Here is a 19,285-nt window from a genome sequence, read left to right as displayed (position 1 = left end):
CCGGATACCCTCGTTGATGCGGGGGCGTCCGGACTGCTTTATTTTTTGTATAGGATACGTACTTTCTGTGGTAAAGCTATTGATTAAGGTCTGATCAGCACTTTCAACGCTACGCGATTGTCCATGGCTTTATAGCCATCCGGGACACCATCCAGGTTGACTGTCACATCAAAGACACGGCCAGGCTCCAGTGTTCCGTCAAGGATATCGGGCAAAAGCTCTTCCATGTAGGCACGTGTTGGTGCCGGTCCTCCGGTAAGCGTAATGTTGCGGCCGAAAAGACTCGCAAAGCCTACTGGCGCTTCGACATACTGCGGAACCCCGACACGGCTGATGACACCGCCGGCACGGACAGCCCCAAGACTCATCTCGTAAGCAGGCATCAGACCGACACATTCGAGTACGACATGTGTGCCTTCCCCGTTAGTCAACTCCTTGACCTTCGCGATCCCCTCTTCGCCTCGTTCAGCGATGACATCCGTTGCGCCGAAGTCGATTCCAAGATCGGTACGCTCTTTGTGGCGGCCCATCAGGATGATCTTCTTGGCACCGAGTTTCTTCGCCGAAAGGACAGCCAGCAGTCCCACAGCACCGTCACCGATGACCGTCACGGTCGTATCCTCGTTGACGCCGCCCATAACGGCCGCATGATAACCAGTTCCGTATACATCGGACAATGTCAACAATGAAGGCAACAGCGGCGAATTTTCGTCAATGTCGTCGGGTAATTTGAACATGCTGCCTTGCGCTTGAGGAACCCGAACGTATTCCGCTTGGCAACCGGTCATGAAGCCGCCGTTTACGCAGGAAGTCATCAAGCCTTCTTTACAAAACGGACACGTGTTGTCGCCGTATGCGAAAGGAACAACGACCAAATCGCCTTTTTTGAATCCAGAAACTTCAGAGCCCATTACATCGATTCTGCCTAGTACTTCATGCCCCATCGCTTCGCCTTCACCGTGCGCGTGCGCATGCATTTTGTGGTATGGATGCAAGTCACTGCCGCAGATGCAGGCAGCCACTACTTTCAGGATCACATCCGTTGGCTTCTGTATTTCCGGTACTGGAATTTCTTCGACGCGCACATCTCCTGCCGCGTACATTATGTTTGCTTTCATCTATTTCTCCACCTTTTCTTGAGAGTCACTTGCTCTTGCTTAAATAAGGGTAACACTTAAAGTGCACATTAAGGCAAGCATTTTCTGGAATCACTTAAAATTGAACCAATTTGAACCAAGATTATCTGCACTATATCGAATTGACTACTGCCTTTATTTTTGCCACACGCCGAACTGCCCAAGCGTTTTTTCTTCTGAACGCCCTGTTGCCGGTTCCGGGGCCAGGGCAAGCGAACTGATTTCTGCACGCAAATCGGGCGTCATCTCAAAATCGGTTGCCGCCAAGGAATCCTCCAATTGGGCCAGATTCCGGGCCCCGATGATCGGGGCGGTAACTGCCGGGTGGCTTTTTGCCCACGCCACCGCCAATGTTGCCGGACTGACGCCCAGTTTATTGGCGAAGGCCGCAAAGCGATCCGCAAGTTCCAGGTCATTTTGATAACGCAAACGGTTCAGTTCGCTATCGACGAGACGGCCGGAATCCGGTTGTTTAGCCGATCCGTATTTCCCTGTCAGCAATCCTGCTCCAAGCGGGCTGTAAGGAATGACCCCGATGTTCTTGGCTTCAGCCAAAGGGAGCAGTTCCACTTCGGATTGCCGTTTCGCCAAGTTGTACAAAGGCTCCATGATTTCGAAGCGACTGAGCAACTCCCTTTCCGAAATGCCAAGTGCATCCATGATCTGCCACGCGGCCCAATTGCTGACGCCGGAATAAAGGATCTTCCCCTGTTTTTGCAGGTCATCCAAAGTACGCAAAGTCAATTCGATATCGGTAGTCGGGTCGAAGTAATGCAGGATATAGAAATCGATGTAGTCTGTATCCAAGCGTTTTAGACTGGCATCGATGCTTTTCAGGATATGTTTACGGGAAAGACCGCGATCATTGACATTCGGAGTTTTTGAAGTCGGGAAGAAGACTTTGCTCGTGATCACAAGCTCCTCCCGCTGACCCTTCATCAATTTCCCAAGAATTTCTTCGGATCGACCGTGCGAATACATATCTGCTGTATCAAAAAAGTTGATTCCAGCCTCAAGACAGCGGTTATACAAGGCTTTTGCCATTTCTTCATCTGCATCGCCGCCAAAAGACATGGCACCGAAACACAATTCAGAAACTTTGATGCCTGTTCTGCCAACTGATGTATAGTTCATTATTTGTCATCCTCTCATTGGTGGCATAATGGATCTAATTGATCATTCCGGACGATTGATGCCTACACTTTCACGGACATAAAGGGTAGGATCGGCAGCAAGACGAACGACAAGATCCGCGATGCTTTTCCTGGATACGTCATGTCCGCCGAATGGCTCGCCCTTGACGGTAATTTCATAATCGGTATCGTTGTTGCTGTCGAACCAGCCTGGACGTATGATCGTATAATCCAGATTGGATGCTTCAATGACGTCCGCCGCATCACGGTATGTCTGCAAAACCGGATTGGAGCGAAGATTGCCGGAAGAGCCTACGGAAGCCGGAATTTCGTTATAGATACCCATCAAAGTGATAAAAATCAAACGGTTGACTCTAACGCGTTTCATCGATTCGACAATCGCTTTGGCCATTTCCCCTAAGTTCCCTGTCAAAGATGCAAACACTACGTCCTGTCCAGCGATGACCTTGTCCAGGTTGGCTGCGCTCATTACATCGCCTGAAACGGCAACTTCTCTCATTGAATCAATTGGCTTGAGTCTTTCCGGTAGTCGCGAAAAAAGCGTCAGTTCATCATTTGTTTTTTCAAGGAACCGTTGTCTTGCAGCGCGACCGACTGAGCCGGTTGCGCCGATAATAACTATTTTTGTCAACATTTCCACCTCAAATTTCTCTTTGATACGAACATGGTATCACTTGGAGTTCACTCCAAGTCAAGCATGAACGGACATCTTTATTTTCCGGACGTTGAATCCAGCCTTTGAATGGTTAATCAAGTAATGTAAATGTATAATTAAATTAATCCATCAAACGTACTGCATTATTTTTTCATAAACAAATCGCTTGACTTGGAGTCCGCTCCAAGAGCTATAGTCTGAATAGAAATGAAATGGAGGCAAAAATGATGAGCAAAACATGGATGATTACAGGTGTGAGCAGTGGTTTTGGCTACGAACTGACCAAACAGTTGCTGGATAAAGGCGATACGGTGATTGGAACGGTGCGCAATAAAGCCAAAATTTCTGATTTGATTGCGGAGTACCCGACGCTGTTCGATTGCCAGATCCTTGATGTGACCGATACGCCCACTGTACATCAAGTTGTCAAGGAATCTTTTGAAAAACACGGAGAAATCGATGTCATCATCAATAATGCTGGCTATGGCCTGTTCGGTGCTGCAGAAGAGTTGAGCGACGAGCAAGTGGATCTCATCATCGCGACCAATTTGACTGGCTCTATCCAAATGATCCGTTCCGCGCTTCCGTTCTTACGAAAACAAGGTCACGGCCGCATCATCCAAATATCTTCCTATGGCGGACAAGTCGCTTTCCCGGGCAATTCCATGTACCATGCCACGAAATTCGGGATCGAAGGCTTCTGCGAATCCGTTGCTCAGGAAGTGGAACCCTTTAATATCGGCGTGACCATTGTAGAGCCAGGCGGCGCACGGACAGAATTCCGCTACGGAAGCGCACAAATGGCTGACCTGATGCCTGAATATGATGGCAACCCGGCGCACAGCTTTCTTGCGATGCTTGATTCAACAAAGGTACTTGCTCCCGGAAATCCTGCGGAGATGGCAAAACGGATCATTGAAAGCGTGGATATCACACCCGCGCCGCTTCGCATGGTCCTCGGCTCGCAAGCGCTGGCCAGCACCATTTCTACGCTTGAGAACCGCTTAGCCAATTTCCGGACGCAAACAGAATTGGCCGCCTCAACGGACTACAATGAATAATCCCTATATCCTGAACTAAGGCAACACTACTCAGCACACTCATCAGGATACGAAAAAGAAAGCCCGAATGGAATCCTGCAGCTAGGTATCCATTCGGGCTTATTTGTTGTTTAATGATTTGTGTACAAGAGCTTTTTAGTTGTGCCCCATTATATGATGAGGGATGTATGGTTCTTCCAGAGAAAGGATGTCCTCCGCGGAAAGCTTGAAGTCAAGAGCGGAAATGGCGCTGGTCCGATGGCTTTTCTTTGTCGCCCCGATGATCGGTGCAACGACTTGATCCTTCTGCAGCAGCCAAGCCAAAGCAATCTGAACCCTCTCGACGCCATATTTTTCGGCAATCGCTGCAACCCGTTCCACGATGACGCGGTCCTGGGCTTCGGTCGTATCATACTTATGCTTCGCCACCTGATCCATTTCGAAGCGTTTCGTAGTGGCCGACCAATCACGGGTGAGCCTCCCTGAAGCCAGCGGGCTGTATGGCGTTACGGCAATCTTTTGATCCGTGCACAACGGCAGCATTTCCCGCTCTTCCTCCCGGTACAAGAGATTAAGGTGATTCTGCATCGAAACAAACTTTGTCAGACCGTTTTTTTCGGCAACAGATTGCGCTTTGGCGAATTGCCACGCGAACATGGCGGATGCGCCGATATAGCGGGCTTTGCCGGATTTCACGACATCATGCAATGCTTCCATCGTTTCCTCGATTGGTGTGTTGTAGTCCCACCGGTGGATTATGTAGAGATCCACATAGTCCATGCCTAGCCTTTCCAGACTGTGATCGATTTCAGTCAGGATTGCTTTGCGGGATAGGCCCCCTCCATTCGGTGCCTGGCGCATCTTCAGATGTACTTTTGTCGCCACCACGATCTCATCCCGGTTGGCGTAATAATCGTTCAAGGCTTTTCCGAGTATGTTTTCACTGGCTCCGTATGAGTAGATGTTTGCCGAATTTCACATAATCCATCATCATCTCTCCATTTCTTTAGGATAGGACCACTGCCGATCGATCGCAGTCGGTGCCTGTTTCCTTAGCTCATCTTTCGGACATTAACCACGGTTCACCAGCATTTCGACCAACTTCGGATCGTAATGCGAGAAAAAGGCACTCTCTTTCTTGTCCAGTCCTTTAATCGTTTCCATATCCTCTTCAGTCACACTGAAGTCGAAGACATCCAAATTTTGGATCATCCGGACTTTGTGCGTCGTTTTCGGAATCACCACGACTCCCCGCTGCAACAAATAGCGAAGCGCAACTTGAGCAGTGGTTTTGTTGTATTTATCTCCAATCATGCGTAACGTTTCATTCGTGAACAGTTCATTTCTGCCTTCAGCGAACGGGCCCCAAGATTCGATTTGCGTGCCGTATTTCTGCATGATCTCATGCGCATCCAGCTGCTGATTGAATACATGTGTCTCCACTTGGTTGACGGCCGGTACAACATTTGTGAAACGAACCAAATCGATGTACCGGTCGGGATAGAAGTTGCTCACGCCGATGGCACGGATTTTGCCTTGCTCATAAAGTTCTTCCATGGCGCGATAAGTTCCGTAATAATCACCGAAGGGCTGATGGATCAGAACCAGGTCCAGATAGTCCAATTGAAGTTTCTGCAGCGATTCGGCAATCGAAGCTTTGGCTTTTTCATACCCGGCATTCGTTATCCAGACTTTTGTCGTTATGAATAGTTCTTCCCGCGCAACACCGCTTTTTTTAATTGCATTACCGACTGCTTCTTCGTTTCCATATGCTTGGGCGGTATCAATCGATCGGTAGCCTACCTCAATCGCATCCAGCACGCAGCGTTCGCATTCTGCGGCATCGGGTATCTGATACACTCCATATCCCAAAATCGGCATCTTGACGCCATTATTTAAAGTTACATATTCCATCAATATTTCCCTCCAAGTCAAGGATAATCAATGACTTGCTTGCACGAAACAGCGAATGGAGGCAAGCAAAAAAGCCCTCTACATTTCATATAAGAATGGAGAGAGCCTTTATCGAATGATGAAAATGGCATTTTGGATTCTGGATGACAGCTCATCCAGAATCATTTGTTCTTTTTTGTAAGCTGATAGAGCGCTTTTTTGGCGAGATTATCGGCTCCTTTGTTTTCCTTTTCCGGAATCCATTCCAAGTAAAAATTGGTGAATATGGCCAAATCCTGCAATGCCTCTTCCAGATACAGTTTGTGTTCCGCTTTTTTTGTATATCTTTTTCTGATCGAATCGGCAACAAGTTTACTGTCGGTGTAACAAAAAACGAGCTGATCCTGTTTGTTGCGTGCCTTCAGATGACGCAATCCGTACAGGAGCGCTTCGAATTCTGCCCGATGGTTATCCATTCTGGCCTCTAAAGGCAAGCCTATCTGCTCTTGTACCCCGTCCTCAACGACCAAAATCCCGATAGCAGCATATCCTTCTTTTCCGGTAGCTGCCCCATCCACAAATAATTTTATCACCTGATCCACATCCTAAAAAACAAAGGTGAAAGAAAATCCGGAACGGATGCCCTTCACCTTTGCGATTTACTGTTCTTTTTTATATTCTGCCAAGACCATCACATTAGTAGCCTGTGGTCCCCTGACGCCTTCAGCGATATCGAACTGAACGCGTTGCCCTTCTTCAAGTCTTTTGAAGCCTTCTCCAGCTATACCGGTAAAATGTACGAAAATGTCGTCATCCTGTTCATCGAGTTCAATAAAACCATACCCTTTATCATTATTGAACCACTTTACTTTGCCAAATTCCATTGTACATCCTCCTTCAACACTCACTTCTTTGGAACTGCTTTCACAAAGACGGGTTACCCTCATTATAGAGAGGAAACCCTATAGAGTCAATTATTCTGATAGCCTCGTTGGCAGTTATTCGAAAAACCCAAAAAAATCGGCCAGCTTATTTTCCAATTTATCGATTTCATCGCGAATGCTCTTTTCGCTTGGTTCGCCCGTCGATTCGGTCCCGTTGTAAATGCGGTAGAGCACCTCCAACCATTCCTTCACGGCTGGGATCGTCCTTTCTTCGAACGGATAAAGGAGGGATAATTGCATGAAGAAGGCATTCTCCATGGCATCCGCCATAGTCGGGTTTTTATTGGCGATTTCTTCTTGGATGTATGCCATTCCTTCTTTGTACGTTTTCGAGTCGATCAATGGGACCACTCCAGCTAGATCCAATTTATCTACGGTTCCGTCCAATCTGGCAGTCACCGTCGGATGGAGCCCGCGTGCAAGAAATTGATGGATGATCTCTGTCTTTAGCATCCGGTGGAGATTGCTGTTCATGAGCAAACGTTGCGCTATCTTGCCGAATTGGTCATTCTCCAATTCTTTCAATTGTTGCGCGTAGAGTTGTTGCTTGTGGAACGGTTGCGTATCTATGGTTTTTTCGGCCTGGAGGATTTCTGAACTTTTTTTCAGCTTCTTCTCCAAAGTCTTAAGTTCAACTTTTTCGACTTCAGCCTCCAATTGCTCCAAAGCGAATTGATGTTCCATCGACAGACCGAAAGTATTTTTGCGTGCTTCGATTTGTTCGCGGGCCATGTCGAATGATCCGGAATGCAGCAAGCCTTTCAAGAAAAGGAAATCGATGTCGTCCACCGAAATGGCGGAAGCAATATCCGGACGCATTTCGGTTATCATTTCCAGACTCTCCTCTGCTTGATCGGTCTCCTGCAGCAACATGAGATAGAGCGGGAGGATATCGTCTGCCTTTTTGATGGCAACAGCCTTGCCGATCCATTCTTCCGCAAGCTGCAGATTCCCCTCTTCAAATGCCAATAGTCCTTTTTTTAAGTATCCCTCGTAATTTAGTGGAAAAACAATTTTTTCTCCCATTTCCATCACCCCAATCTAAGCTGATTTTCCTGTTAGGTCATTATATCATAAAAGCGGACGCGAAAAAAACCGCCCGCACAACTGCTGCTGTGCGGGCGGTCCATAGCTGTTCTTAAATCAATAATTACGGAATCGTTTTTGGCGTTGCTCAACCAATTCTGCTGGCGTCAGTTGCTTCAGCTCTTTCAGCTTAGCACTTAATTCCCGCTTCAGTTCCAGCATCACATCATCCGATTTCCGGGCCACTTTCCTGCGAGTTTCCATAATGATTTTATCGATGACGTCCAATGAAAAAAGATCATCCGGCGTCAACTTCATTACTTTGGCTGCTTCATCGGATCGCGAGGAATCCTTCCATAAAATCGAGGCGAAGCCTTCGGGGGATAGGACAGAATACATGGTATTCTCCAACATCCAAACCTCGTTGCCCATCGCCAGCGCCAATGCACCGCCGCTGCCTCCCTCGCCGATGAAGATGGCGATGAAAGGAACCGTCAGTTGACTCATCACTAAAAGCGATTCAGCGATTGCTTCACCGATGCCTCGATCCTCAGAATCGACATCGCAAAAAGCGCCTGAGGTATTGATGAAAGTGACGATTGGACGATTGAATTTCTCCGCCTGCTTCATCAAGCGAATCGCCTTCCGGTAGCCTTCTGGATGCGGAGATCCAAAATTCCGGTAGACATTCTCAGTCACATCGTGGCCCTTTTGGGTTCCGATGACGGTAACCGGCATGTCATCCAGCAATGCAATCCCACCGACGATAGCAGGGTCGTCACCAAATTTTCTGTCGCCGTGGAATTCAACAAAACCTTCACAGATGGCATGGATCATTTCTGTCGCCGTCAGACGGGAGATGCTTCTTGCAGAGGTGATAATTTCTTTGACATCCTTCACTGCACTTCACCCGCCTTTTCTGCAGGAGCATGCAGCAGCAATAGATGCTGCAATGCTCTTTTCAAATCTTTTCTGGCAACAATTTTATCGATAAAGCCGTTTTCCAGCACCTTTTCAGCTGTCTGGAAACCTTCAGGCAATTTCGCTTTGATTGTCTGTTCAATGACGCGTTTGCCGGCGAAACCGACAGTCGCGCCTGTTTCAGCCAGGATAATATCCCCTTGCATCGCAAAGCTGGCCGTTACGCCCCCAGTCGTCGGATCGGTCAAGACTGTGATATACAACAGCCCTGCTTTACTGTGATTGGAGACCGCAACGCTGACTTTCGCCATCTGCATCAAGGACATGATTCCCTCTTGCATTCTGGCGCCGCCCGAAGCAGTGAAGACAATGATCGGGAGCTTTTCTGACGTTGCGCGTTCAAACGCGAGCGTCAGCTTCTCACCGACAACTTTCCCCATGCTTGCCATGATAAAGTTCGAATCCATCACACACAAAGCAACTTTATGCTTATTGATGAATGCCGCGCCGGTTACAACCGCCTCGTCAAGTCCCGTTTTTTCTTTGGCAATCTTCAGTTTGTTCTCATACCCCGGAAAAGCCAATGGATTTTCTTCGGGCATGAGCGCGTTCCATTCATCAAAAGAACCTTCATCAACGATATTGGAAATGCGTTCATATGCCGAAATCCTGAAATTATAGGCACAATGCGGGCATACTTTATCTTTCCCCAAATCCTTGCTGTAGATCGTCTTTTGACAATTCGGGCATTTTTCCCATAAGCCTTCAGGAACGATCGGTTTCTGATCGTCTGTTTTTGAAGCGGGAACTTGAGCTATCGGAATGTAAGGACGCTTACGAAATAATTTCATTTCCTCACCTCTAGTGTGACTTCTTGACTAATTGATTTATACACTTTCCTCTTCTTCAGGTGCCCACGTTTTCAGGAACACGTTCTGAAGATATTCCGTATCGTAATCTCCGGAAATGAAATTAGGATCCTGCAGAATATCTTCCTGGAAGAATTGGTTCGTGTCGACTCCTTCGATGACCAGTTCCTGAAGCGCACGCCTCATTTTAGCGATTGCTTCGCTTCTGTCGTCGCCTTTTGTGATGATTTTGGCGATCATCGAGTCATAGAATGGCGGAATCATATATCCGCCGTACATGGCGCTTTCCACACGCAGTCCATTCCCGCCGCTTGGCAAGAACAGGTAGTCGATTTTACCGGAGGAAGGGCGGAAACCCAAAGCCGGATTTTCAGCGTTGATACGGCACTCGATCGTGTGACCGGTGATGGCAACATCATCCTGCGTAAAGGACAAAGGCTCACCGCTCGCGATGCGCAATTGTTCCTTGACGATATCGATGCCAGTCGCCATTTCGGTTACCGGGTGCTCCACTTGGATACGAGTGTTCATTTCCATGAAATAGAAACGCTGTTCCGTGTCGACAAGGAATTCGATAGTGCCTGCATTCGTATAGCCAACATGTTTAGCCGCTCGGATGGCGACGTCCCCCATGGCTTTGCGGGTCGCTTCGGTGATGAACGTGGACGGACTTTCTTCCAACACTTTCTGATGATTGCGTTGGAGAGAGCAATCACGCTCACCCAGATGGACGACATTGCCGAATGAATCCCCTAAAATCTGCACTTCAATATGACGAGCCGGTGTGATGATCTTTTCAAGATACATGCGGTCGTCCCCGAAAGCAGCCTTTGCTTCAGCTTTCGCTTGGTTGAAGGCTGCTTCCAGACCATTTTCTTGATAGACTTTCCGCATCCCTTTACCGCCACCACCAGCGGCAGCTTTCAGGATGACCGGATAACCGATCTTCTCTGCTTGCGCCACGGCATCTTCATATGAAGAGATGTAGCCTTCGCTTCCCGGAGTGACAGGTACGCCTGCTGCGATCATCGTTTTGCGGGCGTTTGCTTTGTTGCCCATCAGGTCGATGATGGTGGAAGAAGGTCCGATGAATCGGATATTCATTTCTTCACACATTGTGGCGAATGCACTGTTTTCCGAGAGGAACCCGAAACCTGGATGGATGGCTTGGGCTCCTGTAACGACTGCCGCACTCAAAATGCTTGTCATATTCAAATAGGAATCGCTCGCTTTGGCAGGACCGATACAAATGGCCTGAGTGGCCAACTGTGTATGCAACGCTTCGCGGTCAGCTTCAGAATAGACCGCTACCGTCTGGATTCCTAACTCATGACAAGCACGAATGATCCTTACAGCAATTTCTCCTCTGTTTGCGATCAATACCTTCGTAAACATGTTATCTACCAATGATGAAGGTCATTTCAACTTCACAAACTTTTTTGTCTCCGACAAAAGCTTGTCCATAACCGATTCCCGCAAATTTTTTCAATTTGATGATATCCACTTGCAGACGCAAAACATCGCCAGGAACAACTTTTTGACGGAATTTGACTTTATTCAATCCGCCTAGGTAAGCTGTTTGTCCTTCGAAATCCGGTAATGTCAGCAATGGGATAGATCCTGCTTGAGCCAATGCTTCAACGATCAATACGCCTGGCATTACTGGTTCGCCTGGGAAATGCCCTTGGAAGAAAGGCTCGTTGATTGTAACGTTTTTGTAGCAGACGATGTGCTCGCCTGGTGTCAACTCTTCAACTTTGTCGATGAAGAAAATTGGGTAGCGGTTCGGGATGATAGCCATAACTTCTTGTGCGCTTAATAAACTCATTTTAATAGTCTCCTTTTTTTAGACGATGCGGAACAGCGGTTGGTTGTATTCAACGATTTGTTCATTTTCGACCAACACTTCAACGATTTCCCCATCGAATTCGCTTTTGATTTCATTCATAAGTTTCATTGCTTCCACCAAGCAGACTACATCGCCTTTAGCGATGATTTGGCCTTTAGTGGCATACGGTTTCGCATCCGGAGTCGGTGAAAGGTAAACAACACCGACAATCGGAGAAGTAATGATCTGTCCTTCTTTTTTCGCAGTCGCTTCAGAAACGGCTTCTTTGATGTTTTGGACCGGAGCAGTCACTGCTGGAGTTGGAGCTGCTGCCGGAATGCTATCGTTTGACGGTTGCTTCGATTGGACCGACTTATTCTTGGACAACAAAAGTTGAAAGTCGCCTGTCTGATAATGCAATTCAGTCAAGGTTGATTCATCGATCAAGGAAATGAGGCTTTTTACATCTTCAATATTCACGTATTAAGCCTCCCATTTTTTGAAACATAGTACGGCATTATGGCCGCCGAAGCCCAAAGAGTTGCTCAATGTGTAAGTGACTTCTTTTTCACGACCGACGTTCGGGATGTAGTCCAAATCGCAGCCTTCGTCAGCCACTTGGAACCCGATCGTTGGCGGCAGGAAGTCGTCCTGAATGGCTTTAACGCAGACTACCGCTTCGATACCTCCGGCAGCGCCCAATAGATGCCCCGTCATGCTCTTTGTGCTTGAGATAGCGACGTTGTATGCTTCTTCGCCGAAAGCGTATTTGATGGCAGCCGTTTCGCCTGAATCGTTTGCTGCCGTGCTTGTTCCGTGAGCGTTGATGTAATCAACTTGTGCCGGAGTGATGCCCGCTTCTTTCATAGCTTGAAGCATCGCTTTGCCAGCTCCGCTGCCATCAGCTGATGGAGCAGTCATATGGTAAGCATCACAAGTAACACCATATCCGACAACTTCACCCAAGATATTTGCGCCGCGTTCCAATGCGTGATCAAGATTTTCCAGCATCAAGATGCCGGCTCCTTCACCCATTACAAAACCATTTCTTTCTTTATCGAAAGGAATGGAAGCGCGATCTGGATCAGTGCTTGTGGACAAAGCAGTCAGTGCCGCAAAACCAGCGATGCCGATTTCACAGACCGTTGCTTCTGCTCCACCTGCAAGCATCAGGTCTGCGTAACCATGTTTGATGCTGCGGAAAGCTTCTCCGATTGAGTTTGTCGCGGAAGCACAAGCAGTGACAATGTCCATGCTCGGTCCTTTTGCTCCGAATTTGATGGCAGTATTCCCTGCCGCCATGTTTCCGATCGCCATCGGTACGAACATAGGCGGTACGCGTTTCGGTCCTTTTTCGTGCATTTTGATGATGCCGGATTCCATTGTGATGAATCCGCCGACACCAGAGCCGATGGTAACGCCAAAACGATCCGCATCGATTTTCTCCATATCGATACCGCTTTGCTCAACGGCTTGAGCGGAGGCTGCTACCGCGTATTGCGAAAACAGATCCATACGCTTGTACTCTTTGCGGTCCATATATAAGGTCGCATCGAAGTCTTTCACTTCGCCTGCGACAGAAATGCCCGTTTCGGATGCATCAAAATTAGTTATGGCAGCAATGCCGTTTTTACCATTTTTGATGCCGTCCCAATATTCAGTGACTGTATTTCCTAAAGGTGTGATAGCACCCATACCTGTAATTACAACGCGATTCATATTTATCCTCCTGTCTTACATGTACATTCCGCCATTGACACTGATGGTCTGGCCGGTGATGTAAGTATTCTCACTTAAGAAGACAGCAGTGTTTGCCACTTCTTCGGCTTTTCCAAATCGTTTCAATGGGATTTGCGTCAACATTTGTTCCTGAATCTTCTCTGAAAGAACATCCGTCATTTCCGTTTCGATGAATCCTGGAGCAATGGCATTGCAAGTAATGCCTCTTGTTGCAGCTTCACGGGCGACAGATTTCGTCAATCCGATGATTCCGGCTTTGCTGGCAGCATAGTTGGCCTGCCCTGTATTTCCGGTTTCGCCGACGACGCTTGAGATATTGATGATGCTGCCGGCTCTTTGCTTCAGCATAAGCGGCAAAGCGTGGCGGATCATATTGAAGGTTCCCTTCAGATTCACTTGATAAGTGGCATCGAAATCCTCTTCATCCATGCGCATGATCAATTTGTCGCGGGTGATCCCTGCATTGTTAACCAAAACATCAACGGAACCGAACAGTTCTTTGGCTTGGCTGACGATTTCTTTGGCAGTCTGAAAATCGCTGACGTCACCTAAGAGTGTTTTGACAGTGACGCCGTAGGATTCCAGATGCGCAATTTTTTCTTCAGCAATCGGTTTGCGTGCGTTCAGAACGATATTGGCTCCACGTTTCGCATATGCTTCAGCGATGGCTTCCCCGATTCCTCTTGAACTACCAGTGACGATGACCGTCTTTCCTTTTAAATCCAAGACTATCCCTCTTTTCTTGTCTGATCTACTTATTTTTGCAATGCTTCAAGGGTCTTCGTGAGGGATTTCAAATCCTCCACATTGTATACAGCGACCTCTTTGTTGATTTTTTTGATGAATTTGCTTAAAGTCGTGCCTGGGCCGACTTCCACGAAGGTGTCCACACCCAGTTCAACCAGCTTGCGGACGCTGTCTTCCCATAATACCGGCGATTCGATCTGACGCACCAGCAGACCCTTGATGGCATCCCTTGCTACGATGGTCGCTTCGGTATTGCCGACGACAGGTATCTTCGGTTCATCCACGTTCACCTCAGCCAAAGCCACTTCCAACTTTTCCGCTGCAGGATGCAACAGAGCTGTATGGAAAGGACCGCTGACATTCAACGGGATGATGCGTTTCACGCCTTTGGACTCAAGGATTTCGATGGCTTTATTAACGCCTTCGATTTCCCCGCCGATGACGATCTGCGTCGGCATATTGTAGTTGGCAGGCGCGACATAAGCGGTCTCGCTTGCTTCCCGGCAAGATTCTTCGATCACGGAGCGTTCCGCATTCATGACGGCGGCCATTTTGCCACGGCCGGCCGGCACTGCCTCACTCATGTATTTGCCGCGTTTCGCTACGAGCGAAATAGCCTCATTAAAAGAAAAAGCATTGGCTTTCACCAGTGCTGTATATTCTCCGAGGCTCAATCCTGCAACAAAATCTGGCTGAATTCCCTTTTCAGCTAGTAATTGATCAAGGGCGTAGCTAACCGTTAAGATTGCTGGTTGTGTATATTCAGTTAAATGAAGCTTGTCATTCTCTTGGAAACATAATTCTGCAACATCGTAACCAAGCGTTGCTGAAGCCTCATCAAAAACAGTGCGCACAACGGCATACTCGTTATAAAGTTCTTGACCCATTCCGAAATATTGCGCACCTTGACCACTATAGACAAAAGCTGTTGCCATTATTTCACCTCTATAAATTTGTTACTCAGCCCACAATTTTGCTTGGGCCAAGATAACTTCTTTGCATTCCGTCATATACTCTTGTATGATATCGTGACATGTCTGTTCCTTCGAAATCAAACCAGCAATCTGGCCGGCCATCATCGAACCGTAGTCTTTATCACCATCGACAGTCGCTCTTCTCAGAGCGCCTTTGCCCATTTCTTCAAGTTTTGCGAAGTCCGGATTTTCCTTGCTCGTCTCTTCTTTCTCGACTTGCAGATATTCTCTGGTCAATTTATTGCGCAACACACGAACAGGATGTCCGGTAATCTGACCGGTAATGACTGTGTCGATGTCTTTCGCTTTAAGGATGGCATTCTTGAAATTTTGATGTGCATTGGATTCTTTGGCAACAACAAAACGGGTCCCAACTTGAACAGCAGATGCGCCCAACATGAAAGCAGCTGCCATCCCACGTCCATCACCAATACCGCCGGCAGCGATGACTGGAATCGACACGGCATCGACAACCTGAGGAACCAGGGCAATTGTCGTTGTTCTTCCGATGTGACCACCGGATTCCATGCCTTCGACAACGACAGCGTGCGCGCCGTCTTTTTCCATTCTTCTCGCTAAAGCAACGGAAGCAACAACCGGGATGACCGTGATACCTGCTTCTTTGAATTGGCTCATAAAACGGGCTGGGCTTCCGGCACCGGTTGTGACAACCTTAACGCCAGAAGCGATCACTGCTTCAACAACAGCATCGACCTGCGGATTCAAAAGCATGATGTTTACGCCAAAAGGTTTATCCGTCAATGCTTTCATTTTGGAAATTTTTTCCTTCGCTACATCCACACTATCATGTCCTGTCCCTATAAGACCAAGCCCACCAGCATTGGAAACGGCACTTGCCAAATCAGCATCCGCTACCCACGCCATTGCTCCTTGAATGATTGGATATTGGATGCCTAATAATTCACATAATTCTGACTTCATACAAGGCCTACTTTCCTTTTACTGCTTATTCTGCTAATTGAGCGTCAACGTATTTAACTAAATCTTCAACAGTGTTGATGCCTTCGTCTGATTCGATTTTGATGTCAAATTCGTCTTCGATGTCATTGATGATTTGGAATAAGTCCAGGCTGTCTGCGTCCAAGTCTTCTCTGAAGTTAGTTAATAATTGTACTTCTGATTCTTCCTTGTCCAATTGGTCCACGATGATTGCTTTGATTTTTTCGAATGTCATAATAAATTCCTCCAAATATTTTTTTTAGTTTAATGATACTACGATGGCTCCCCAAGTGAGGCCGCCACCAAATCCTGTCATCAGCACCTTATCTTTGGTGCCGAGTTGAATTTCCTTGGTTTGAACAAGCTGATCCAACAGTATCGGAATGCTTGCTGCTGAGGTGTTGCCCGTTTCCGCAATGTTTGTGGCAAACAATGAAAATGGCAATTTCACTTTTTTGCTGATTGCCTCCAATAAGCGCACATTCGCTTGATGAGCCAAAATCTTCTTCAGATCGCCGTCAGAAAGATTTCCTTTCTCCATCACTTCGCGTATGACGCTTGGCACACTGCGGATTGCAAAATCGAAGATGGCTCTGCCATCCATCGTAAGGAAAGCTTGATCCTCCTGAGAGGAGTCTCCATACGGGTTTTCTACTTTCATTGTGTTCGCCACTAATGCCATATGGCGTCCACCATCAGAATGGATCGCTTCTGCAACGAAGCAATCATCTTCCGTTCGTTCCAACAACACGCCGCCTGCGCCATCCCCGAACAGGACAGCCGTAGAACGGTCTTCCCAGTTGACGACTTTTGACATTGTCTCAGCCCCGATGATCATGCCATATTGATAGAGACCGCTCTGCATCATATGGAGGCCGGTGGACAATGCATAGACAAAGCCGGAACATGCTGCATTGATGTCGAAACAGAAAGCATTTACTGCACCTATCTGTTCTTGCACTAAGCAAGCTGTCGATGGGCTAAGAGCATCCGGCGTCATTGTTGCTACTATAATGAAGTCCAGTTGGTCTGCAGTGATGTTGCCGTTTTGCAAAATTCTTAGGGCCGCTTTGCTTGACAGATCAGAAGTATTCTCATTCTTCGAAATGTGTCTACTGCGAATGCCTGTCCTTTTGCTGATCCACTCATCACTCGTGTCCATGATTTTAGACAGATCATCGTTCGTGATGATCTGTTCAGGAAGATAGTGACCTGTTGCGCTAATTTTTGAACCCAATTCCATCAACCCTGTTCCTTGATATTTTGAACTAACCCAAATAAGAAACCGTGAAGATTGTTTAGGCCTTTCAGCAAAACTTTCACTTCCTGATCTTCCATATCGCGAATGGTATTCTTTACCATCTCTCTATGGAACTTATCATGAAGACGATACAATAAGCGTCCTTTTTTGGTTAATCCTAGTTTTACGACTCTGCGGTCTTTCTCCATCCGAATGCGTTCGACATACCCCTTTTTTACCAGAGCGTTTATGGCCACCGTTAAAGTTCCCGCAGTTATGTTCAATTTTTTTGCTACTTCTGAAGTTGTATGAGTTTGATACATGCCGATTGCCTCGACAGTGTGCATCTCCTTGATGGATAAATCAGAAAATGTGCTGACACGCAAAGCACGCTCTTCGATATCCAACACTTCATTGAAGACAGCTACGAGATAAGAGTTAATTTTATCTATGGAATGATCCAAAGATAGCTCTCCTCCTTTCGATGCCCAATCAAACCACATTAGTTTGAAGGTCAAAATAGTTTGATGTTCAAACCTTTCGACTTTCAAACTATATAAAATTTTATACAACCTGTCAAGCATTTCGATAATAAATTTTCTCTTATATCTTCCGGTGTAGCAAGATTCATTGATTCCTTACTACTTTAAAACGGTTACGGAAAACTGCAGGATAAATAGCCTGCTTGGTACGGACTGTTGCGACAAAAAGAAGCGACGATGAGCGCCGCTTCTTTCCATATATGTATTAATCAACTTTAACAAACTCTTCAATGTCTTTGAAATTCACAATCGTTTTATCTTCACAGATATCCTTCATCGTGCCGGAGGATAAATCCCAATAAATTTCTACGACGGCGCTATTAGTCAATAATTTTCGGATTACCCCTACCATTTCCTGCTTGCGGAATGTAAATTTTATTTCATCACCGATTTCAGGGCGTATAGATTCCTTGATGGCATCAACGACCTCCAAAGCCTGCTCATACGACACGCCAAGTAGATTCGCAATACGTGAGTTGCTCGTACCTTTACGTAATTCGCTCTCAATCATGGTTTTCGTTTCGTTAGTAATATTTCGTACCATTTCCATTATCGCCTCACTTTTAAGAACCAGGAACTGCAACAGACTTACAAGTAGTAGTATACCACACTTTTCATGATTTAGCCTAAATTTCCACTTATTGCCTTTAACATCGACATATAACTTTCAAATTATTGACTTGTGCCCGCAATTTCATTTTATAAATGTATTAATTATCTGCTTGCTATGATGTATAATGGGGATGTGAAGAGTTTAACATTCTGTTAAGGAGGGATTTATGATGTTGAATGACCTTATTACGATACTGAAATATGAATACACAGTTCATCCAGGTGAGTATTTCAATGTGGATACCTACTGGGTGAAGAGCATGTCTGAAGTGAAGACTGTCATCATTGACCAGGATCATGTATTCACGAAAATGGTCAGTTTCTACCCGAAAAATTTTGTCATTTATTTGGAGCAGTTCCCTGATCAAAGCATCTACCGCACAAATTTCCCATTGAAGAAAATTGACAACAGCGACTCGCATGAAGTTATTTTCGACGAAGCGACAAAAAACGTCTTTGAATATCTGGATTGATTTCACAAATCATTAAAATCATTGTCACAGAAAAAGCCCGCTGTAAGGGTCACACTCCTTACAGCGGGCTTTTTTTGATTGATACGTCTCAAGAGAGATTCGAACTCCCGACCGTTCGCTTAGAAGGCGAATGCTCTATCCGGCTGAGCTATTGAGACAAAGTTGATATTCGGCAAAACAAGTTTGAATCCATTTCAAAACCGGTGTCACAAGAAATGATTATACAGCAAACCGTTTAAATTGTCACCATGATTTTGATTTTTTATCAAAAAATGTTTCACAATCGCAATAAACGGACAATTCCGCCGCGGTTTCTATATATCGACAAGTCCATATGGCTGCAATAAGAAAAAAAACGTCGCATCCGCTTCTTCACGGATGCAACCGATTTTCTGTCATGGACTTATGATCTTAAAACAGATATGACGTCTCAAGAGAGATTCGAACTCCCGACCGTTCGCTTAGAAGGCGAATGCTCTATCCGGCTGAGCTATTGAGACAAAATTTTGAGCCGTCTGAATGACTCACAAC

The 19,285-nt window shown here is 46.5% G+C and carries 22 protein-coding genes, 2 tRNA genes and 1 pseudogene; 2 read left to right on the top strand and 23 right to left on the bottom strand.

Annotated features, from left to right (window positions below):
• Nucleotides 1-83 precede the first annotated feature (83 nt).
• From AC0J5I_RS11815 to AC0J5I_RS11805, 3 genes are all read right to left on the bottom strand, one after another.
• Nucleotides 84-1,118, bottom strand: a complete 1,035-nt coding sequence (locus AC0J5I_RS11815; RefSeq protein WP_475299988.1) for a zinc-binding dehydrogenase — start codon at nucleotides 1,116-1,118, stop codon at nucleotides 84-86.
• 153 nt (nucleotides 1,119-1,271) lie between these two features.
• The gene (locus AC0J5I_RS11810; protein ID WP_475299986.1) at nucleotides 1,272-2,270 is read right to left on the bottom strand and encodes an aldo/keto reductase; all 999 of its coding nucleotides are present in this window, start codon (nucleotides 2,268-2,270) and stop codon (nucleotides 1,272-1,274) included.
• A 42-nt stretch (nucleotides 2,271-2,312) separates the two neighbouring features.
• Nucleotides 2,313-2,921 (bottom strand): NAD(P)H-binding protein, encoded by a 609-nt coding sequence (locus tag AC0J5I_RS11805; protein ID WP_475305700.1) that lies wholly within the window; start codon nucleotides 2,919-2,921, stop codon nucleotides 2,313-2,315.
• A 248-nt stretch (nucleotides 2,922-3,169) separates the two neighbouring features.
• Here AC0J5I_RS11805 and AC0J5I_RS11800 point away from each other — a divergent pair, with 248 nt between their 5' ends.
• Nucleotides 3,170-4,006, top strand: coding sequence for an SDR family oxidoreductase (locus AC0J5I_RS11800; RefSeq protein ID WP_475299981.1), 837 nt, complete (start codon nucleotides 3,170-3,172; stop codon nucleotides 4,004-4,006).
• 135 nt (nucleotides 4,007-4,141) lie between these two features.
• Here the strand turns inward: AC0J5I_RS11800 and AC0J5I_RS11795 are convergent.
• The 18 genes and pseudogenes from AC0J5I_RS11795 to AC0J5I_RS11710 form a co-directional block, all read right to left on the bottom strand.
• Nucleotides 4,142-4,960, bottom strand: a pseudogene (locus AC0J5I_RS11795) (aldo/keto reductase); the annotation flags it as partial.
• Between the two features lie 96 nt (nucleotides 4,961-5,056).
• Nucleotides 5,057-5,899 carry an aldo/keto reductase gene (locus tag AC0J5I_RS11790; protein ID WP_475299979.1) on the bottom strand — a complete coding sequence of 281 codons (843 nt, stop codon included), beginning with the start codon at nucleotides 5,897-5,899 and terminating at the stop codon, nucleotides 5,057-5,059.
• A 161-nt stretch (nucleotides 5,900-6,060) separates the two neighbouring features.
• The gene (locus AC0J5I_RS11785) at nucleotides 6,061-6,471 is read right to left on the bottom strand and encodes a ribonuclease HI family protein (protein WP_475299977.1); all 411 of its coding nucleotides are present in this window, start codon (nucleotides 6,469-6,471) and stop codon (nucleotides 6,061-6,063) included.
• 66 nt (nucleotides 6,472-6,537) lie between these two features.
• Nucleotides 6,538-6,762: a cold-shock protein gene (locus AC0J5I_RS11780; RefSeq protein WP_475299975.1), complete on the bottom strand. Its 225-nt coding sequence runs from the start codon at nucleotides 6,760-6,762 to the stop codon at nucleotides 6,538-6,540.
• A 114-nt stretch (nucleotides 6,763-6,876) separates the two neighbouring features.
• Complete coding sequence (locus tag AC0J5I_RS11775) at nucleotides 6,877-7,848, bottom strand: tetratricopeptide repeat protein (protein WP_475299973.1); 972 nt, start codon at nucleotides 7,846-7,848, stop codon at nucleotides 6,877-6,879.
• 117 nt (nucleotides 7,849-7,965) lie between these two features.
• On the bottom strand, nucleotides 7,966-8,748 hold the full coding sequence (gene accA, locus AC0J5I_RS11770; RefSeq protein ID WP_107995161.1) for an acetyl-CoA carboxylase carboxyl transferase subunit alpha: 783 nt from the start codon (nucleotides 8,746-8,748) through the stop codon (nucleotides 7,966-7,968).
• Complete coding sequence (gene accD / locus AC0J5I_RS11765; RefSeq protein ID WP_107995160.1) at nucleotides 8,745-9,620, bottom strand: acetyl-CoA carboxylase, carboxyltransferase subunit beta; 876 nt, start codon at nucleotides 9,618-9,620, stop codon at nucleotides 8,745-8,747. Before accD ends, accA begins: the two co-directional genes overlap by 4 nt.
• A 36-nt stretch (nucleotides 9,621-9,656) precedes the next feature.
• Complete coding sequence (locus AC0J5I_RS11760) at nucleotides 9,657-11,033, bottom strand: acetyl-CoA carboxylase biotin carboxylase subunit (protein ID WP_107995159.1); 1,377 nt, start codon at nucleotides 11,031-11,033, stop codon at nucleotides 9,657-9,659.
• Nucleotide 11,034: 1 nt separating this feature from the next.
• Complete coding sequence (gene fabZ / locus AC0J5I_RS11755; protein ID WP_086984727.1) at nucleotides 11,035-11,466, bottom strand: 3-hydroxyacyl-ACP dehydratase FabZ; 432 nt, start codon at nucleotides 11,464-11,466, stop codon at nucleotides 11,035-11,037.
• An 18-nt stretch (nucleotides 11,467-11,484) separates the two neighbouring features.
• Nucleotides 11,485-11,946 carry an acetyl-CoA carboxylase biotin carboxyl carrier protein gene (gene accB / locus AC0J5I_RS11750; RefSeq protein ID WP_107995158.1) on the bottom strand — a complete coding sequence of 154 codons (462 nt, stop codon included), beginning with the start codon at nucleotides 11,944-11,946 and terminating at the stop codon, nucleotides 11,485-11,487.
• Nucleotides 11,947-11,949: 3 nt separating this feature from the next.
• Complete coding sequence (fabF, locus tag AC0J5I_RS11745; protein ID WP_475299963.1) at nucleotides 11,950-13,185, bottom strand: beta-ketoacyl-ACP synthase II; 1,236 nt, start codon at nucleotides 13,183-13,185, stop codon at nucleotides 11,950-11,952.
• Nucleotides 13,186-13,200: 15 nt separating this feature from the next.
• Complete coding sequence (gene fabG, locus AC0J5I_RS11740) at nucleotides 13,201-13,932, bottom strand: 3-oxoacyl-[acyl-carrier-protein] reductase (RefSeq protein WP_106449422.1); 732 nt, start codon at nucleotides 13,930-13,932, stop codon at nucleotides 13,201-13,203.
• A 29-nt stretch (nucleotides 13,933-13,961) separates the two neighbouring features.
• Nucleotides 13,962-14,888: an ACP S-malonyltransferase gene (gene fabD / locus AC0J5I_RS11735; protein ID WP_107995156.1), complete on the bottom strand. Its 927-nt coding sequence runs from the start codon at nucleotides 14,886-14,888 to the stop codon at nucleotides 13,962-13,964.
• 21 nt (nucleotides 14,889-14,909) lie between these two features.
• On the bottom strand, nucleotides 14,910-15,869 hold the full coding sequence (gene fabK / locus AC0J5I_RS11730; protein WP_107995155.1) for an enoyl-[acyl-carrier-protein] reductase FabK: 960 nt from the start codon (nucleotides 15,867-15,869) through the stop codon (nucleotides 14,910-14,912).
• Nucleotides 15,870-15,894: 25 nt separating this feature from the next.
• The gene (locus AC0J5I_RS11725) at nucleotides 15,895-16,122 is read right to left on the bottom strand and encodes an acyl carrier protein (RefSeq protein WP_086984721.1); all 228 of its coding nucleotides are present in this window, start codon (nucleotides 16,120-16,122) and stop codon (nucleotides 15,895-15,897) included.
• A 24-nt stretch (nucleotides 16,123-16,146) separates the two neighbouring features.
• A complete protein-coding gene (locus tag AC0J5I_RS11720; protein ID WP_107995154.1) occupies nucleotides 16,147-17,130 on the bottom strand; it encodes a beta-ketoacyl-ACP synthase III in 984 nt (327 codons plus the stop codon).
• Complete coding sequence (fabT, locus tag AC0J5I_RS11715) at nucleotides 17,130-17,591, bottom strand: fatty acid biosynthesis transcriptional regulator FabT (protein ID WP_108032660.1); 462 nt, start codon at nucleotides 17,589-17,591, stop codon at nucleotides 17,130-17,132. The genes AC0J5I_RS11720 and fabT overlap by 1 nt, the downstream gene beginning before the upstream one ends.
• A 283-nt stretch (nucleotides 17,592-17,874) precedes the next feature.
• Nucleotides 17,875-18,213 carry a DUF2187 domain-containing protein gene (locus AC0J5I_RS11710; RefSeq protein ID WP_086628185.1) on the bottom strand — a complete coding sequence of 113 codons (339 nt, stop codon included), beginning with the start codon at nucleotides 18,211-18,213 and terminating at the stop codon, nucleotides 17,875-17,877.
• A gap of 235 nt (nucleotides 18,214-18,448) precedes the next feature.
• On the opposite strand from AC0J5I_RS11710, the gene AC0J5I_RS11705 reads away from it, so the two are divergent.
• Complete coding sequence (locus tag AC0J5I_RS11705) at nucleotides 18,449-18,754, top strand: hypothetical protein (RefSeq protein ID WP_159072138.1); 306 nt, start codon at nucleotides 18,449-18,451, stop codon at nucleotides 18,752-18,754.
• Between the two features lie 84 nt (nucleotides 18,755-18,838).
• Here the strand turns inward: AC0J5I_RS11705 and AC0J5I_RS11700 are convergent.
• Nucleotides 18,839-18,912 (bottom strand) — tRNA-Arg (locus AC0J5I_RS11700).
• A 268-nt stretch (nucleotides 18,913-19,180) separates the two neighbouring features.
• Nucleotides 19,181-19,254 (bottom strand) — tRNA-Arg (locus AC0J5I_RS11695).
• Between the last annotated feature and the right edge of the window lie 31 nt (nucleotides 19,255-19,285).

Source organism: Trichococcus sp. TS_SC_9, assembly GCF_056156325.1.
The sequence above is the reverse complement of the archived record's forward strand: the minus strand, read 5'-3'. Positions and strand labels throughout refer to the sequence as shown.